Source organism: Mesorhizobium sp. M7A.F.Ca.US.005.03.2.1, from assembly GCF_003997795.1.
Lineage (GTDB): Bacteria > Pseudomonadota > Alphaproteobacteria > Rhizobiales > Rhizobiaceae > Mesorhizobium > Mesorhizobium ciceri.
This window is the reverse complement of sequence record NZ_RZRP01000601.1, coordinates 1-3,950: the sequence shown is the minus strand read 5'-3', so window position 1 is coordinate 3,950 and position 3,950 is coordinate 1. Positions and strand designations below refer to the sequence as shown.

The following is a 3,950-nucleotide window of genomic DNA, read 5'->3' as shown; positions in this document are numbered from 1 at the left end:
CTTCCGCGTCATGCAAGACGAGGAATCGGGCCAGACCATTATCGCCTTCATGGACGAACTCCACCTCGACATCATCATTGACCACCTGCGTCGCGAGTCCCAGGTCGATGTGAATATTGGTTCTCCACAAGTGGCCTATCGCGAGACGATCACCCGTACGCACAAGCAGGACTTCACGCACAAGAGGCAGTCCGGCGGCACCGGTCAGTTCGCCCGCGTCAAGATCATGTTCGAGCCGAACGCGGACAGCGCGGACTCCGTGTTCGAGTCCAGGATCGTCGGTGGTGCGCTTCATGGCGAATACATTGCGGGCGTCGAAAAGGGGCTGCGCAGCATATTGTCCTCAGGTCCATTTGCGGGCTTCCCGATGATCGGCGTCAAGGCGTTGCTGATGGATGGCGCTTTTCACGATCCCGATTCCTCGGCTCTGGCTTTCGAGATCGCCGGCCGCGCCTGCTTTCGCGAAGCCGCGCCACGCCTCGGCGTGCAGTTGCTCGAGCCGATCATGAAGGTCGAAGTAATGACTTCAGCAACCCATGTCGGCAACGTCATCGCCGAACTGCAAAGCCGCCGTGGCCAGATCCTGAGTCGGGAAATCCGCGGCGTGGTCGTCGTCGTCAACGCGACAGTGCCGCTTAGAAATATGTCCAAGCTGGAGGATGCACTCCGGTCCTGTTCGAACGGGCAGGCACGGTTGAGCGTCAGCTATGCCGGATACGCTCCCGTTCCGCTACCACCCGACGACCGCGACCCGCGGGCCGCCATGGCCATTGCCTGAATTTCGCTTCCAGCCGACGTGGTCGGTTGTTCCCTTTACGTTCTTGTCTGTGCCTGATAGCCTGACCCGTCGGCGGCACTGAAGCGTCCCGGCGCATCGATGATGATGGCGGCTGTCTTGTCTTTCCCTTGCGAATCCGGTCTCTCGCGCTGATGGAATTCTCTCCCCAACAGGACGAGGCGCTGCAAGCGGTCGCCCGCTGGCTGAAGATCGGCCAGCCGCAGCTGTTCCGGCTGTTCGGCTATGCCGGCACCGGCAAGACGACGCTGGCGCGCTATTTCGCCGAACATGTCGACGGCCAGGTGCAGTTCGCCGCCTTCACCGGCAAGGCGGCGCAGGTGCTGCGCTCCAAGGGCGCGGTCAACGCCCGCACCATCCATTCGCTGATCTATAGGCCGAAAGGCGAGGAATCGGTGTCGGACGAAGTCACCGGCAAGACCTCGATGTCGCCGACCTTTTCGCTCAACCGTCAAAGCCCGATCTCGCGCGCCAAGCTGGTCGTCATCGATGAATGCTCGATGGTCGACGAGCAGCTCGGCCGTGACCTGATGAGTTTTGGCACGCCGATCCTGGTGCTTGGCGATCCCGGCCAGCTGCCGCCGATCTCGGGCGGCGGCTTCTTCACCGACCACGAGCCGGATTTTCTGCTCACCGAAATCCACCGGCAGGCGCGCGACAACCCGATCCTGCGGCTGGCGCTCGATGTGCGCGAGGGCCGCGAGTTCATGCGTGGCGACTATGGCACGGCGCAGGTGATCGGCAAGGAAGACGTTACCCAGGAACTGGTGCTGAAGGCGGACCAGGTGCTGGTCGGCACCAATCGCACGCGGCGCCGCTACAATCAGCGGCTGCGCGAGCTCAAGGGCTTCAACGCCGACTATCCGCAGGCCGGCGACAAGCTCGTCTGCCTGCGCAACGATCCGGCAAAGGGCCTGCTCAACGGCTCGCTGTGGAAGGTGATGACATCGTCGCGCGAGACGGTGAAGCCCGGCATCAACCTTCTGGTGTCGCCGGAAGAGGACGATCCGGATCGCGGCGTCGCCAAGATCAAGCTGCTCAAGGCGGCGTTCGAGGATCCGGACGCCGATATCCCCTGGCAGCAGAAGAAGCGCTTCGACGATTTCGACTATGGCTACGCGCTGACCGTGCACAAGGCGCAGGGCTCACAGTGGAACGAGATCGTGCTGTTCGATGAAAGCTGGGCCTTCAAGGAAACCCGCCAGCGCTGGCTCTACACCGCCATCACGCGGGCGGCCGAGCGGCTGACGATCGTCAGGTAGGGGCGCCGGATGCTGTTGCCCCGATAGGCTGTGCGGCAAGCCATTGCCAGGCGGCAGCCTCGTCCTCCGCCCTGAAATGCCTGATTTCGATGGGCGGTGAGGACGGCAGAAAGCGTTGTGCGTCCGCTATCCAGTCCGGTTCGCCGATCGTCGCGCAACGGTCGACATGTTCCAATGCATGAATGGCGCCCTGCTTCAGGGTCTCGTCAGCGATGTCGGCCCAGTCGACGCCGTCGTGGTCGACGAGGCGCACCAGCACATCGACGCGCGGATGCAGGGCGTAGGCTGCCTCCAGCAATCCGAAAAGATTTTCACCATCGGCCGCGGAAACGTGCCCGACGACATCGATGGCGAAAAGGTCGTCACGGCTGGTCTCGATACGGCGGATTGCCGGCACCTCATCAAGAAAATTCATCGGCGCTACCTTTCCCCGCTGGTTCATCAGGCTTGGAACACCCGAAACCCCCAGTCTGTTCCCACCAAAGGCATTACTGTTCCCGTCAAAGGCATTATAGGTGGGCGCGTCTAACGATTTCCGAGGCCACCCGCATGCCTGCAAAGCTCTCCGTCAACCTCAATGCCATCGCCATGCTGCGCAACCGGCGCGACCTGCCGTGGCCCAGCGTCACCGGCATCGGCCGCATCGCGCTGGCGGCCGGAGCGCATGGGCTGACGGTGCATCCACGCCCCGACGAACGGCATACAAGACACTCCGATGTGCCTGAGATCCGGTCGCTGATCGACGACGAGTTTCCGGGCGCGGAATTCAACATCGAGGGCTATCCGACCGAGGATTTCCTGTTGCTTGTGGAAAAGCATCAGCCCGAACAGGTGACTTTGGTGCCGGACGATCCGGCTCAGGCGACATCGGACCATGGCTGGAACTTCGCTACCCAGGCCGCGTTCCTCACACCGATCGTCAAGCGCCTGAAGAAGGGGGGCTTTCGCGTGTCGCTGTTTTCCGATCCGGATCCCGATTGGGTGGCGGCCGCGCGCGACACCGGCGCCGACCGCATCGAGCTCTATACAGGTCCATATGGCAGCTATCACACAGATTCCGCCAAAGCCGCCAAAGAGCTGGAAAGGCTGGGAAAAACCGCTGACGCCGCGCTTGCCGCCGGGCTGCAGGTCAATGCCGGGCACGATCTGGTGGTCGGCAACCTGCCGGCGCTGGTCAAGCGCATTCCGGCATTGGCCGAAGTGTCGATCGGACATGGGTTGACAGCCGACGCGTTGGAGTATGGCATGGCCGGTACGGTGGGTCGGTTCCTCAAGGCCTGCGGATGGTAGCGATGGGCAGCCTCGCATGGCAGGCATGGCAGCCATTACGCGACGGCACTTGATATTGCATCGCAGCAAGCGTAGAGCACCGCGCGCTTATCGGAGTGTCGTCCATGGCCCTTACCAATACTGGTAGTGAGGCAGAACCCGTCGAACAATCGAGCCATTCGGAAGTCGAACAGCACAGCACCAAGGTTCTGATGCTGGGCGCGCTCGGTGTCGTCTATGGGGATATCGGCACCAGTCCGATCTACGCCTTTCGCGAGGCGCTGGTGGCATCTTCCGGCGGACAGGTGGCCGACCGCGGTGACATCCTGGGCGTTTTGTCGCTGATCATCTGGTCGCTGACCATCATCGTCACCATCAAATACATCATGTTCGTGCTGCGGGCGAACAACCGCGGCGAGGGCGGCGTGCTGTCGCTGATGGCGCTGGCGCGCGGCAGTTTCCCCAAGCGCTCGGCGCTGATGCTCGGCATCGGCATCGTCGGGGCGTCGCTTTTCTTCGGCGACGCCGTCATCACGCCGGCGATTTCGGTGCTGTCGGCGGTCGAAGGCATGAACGTCGTCACGCCGACCTTCCAGCCTTATGTCGTGCCGCTGACACTGGTC

The 3,950-nt window shown here is 62.5% G+C and carries 4 protein-coding genes and 1 pseudogene; 4 read left to right on the top strand and 1 reads right to left on the bottom strand.

Annotated features, from left to right (window positions below; genetic code table 11):
* Positions 1–778 (top strand): annotated as a pseudogene (gene fusA / locus EN991_RS26495) (elongation factor G); the annotation flags it as partial.
* Between the two features lie 152 nt (positions 779–930).
* Positions 931–2,058: an ATP-dependent RecD-like DNA helicase gene (locus EN991_RS26490; RefSeq protein ID WP_127369873.1), complete on the top strand. Its 1,128-nt coding sequence runs from the start codon at positions 931–933 to the stop codon at positions 2,056–2,058.
* Here EN991_RS26490 and EN991_RS26485 read toward each other — a convergent pair.
* Positions 2,051–2,473: an STAS/SEC14 domain-containing protein gene (locus EN991_RS26485; protein ID WP_127369872.1), complete on the bottom strand. Its 423-nt coding sequence runs from the start codon at positions 2,471–2,473 to the stop codon at positions 2,051–2,053. The two genes, EN991_RS26490 and EN991_RS26485, sit on opposite strands and share 8 nt — an antisense overlap.
* 134 nt (positions 2,474–2,607) lie before the next feature.
* Here EN991_RS26485 and EN991_RS26480 point away from each other — a divergent pair, with 134 nt between their 5' ends.
* Positions 2,608–3,348 carry a pyridoxine 5'-phosphate synthase gene (locus EN991_RS26480; protein WP_127369871.1) on the top strand — a complete coding sequence of 247 codons (741 nt, stop codon included), beginning with the start codon at positions 2,608–2,610 and terminating at the stop codon, positions 3,346–3,348.
* A gap of 104 nt (positions 3,349–3,452) precedes the next feature.
* Positions 3,453–3,950: KUP/HAK/KT family potassium transporter (locus EN991_RS26475; RefSeq protein WP_206519252.1), on the top strand; the 498-nt coding region annotated here is incomplete at its 3' end.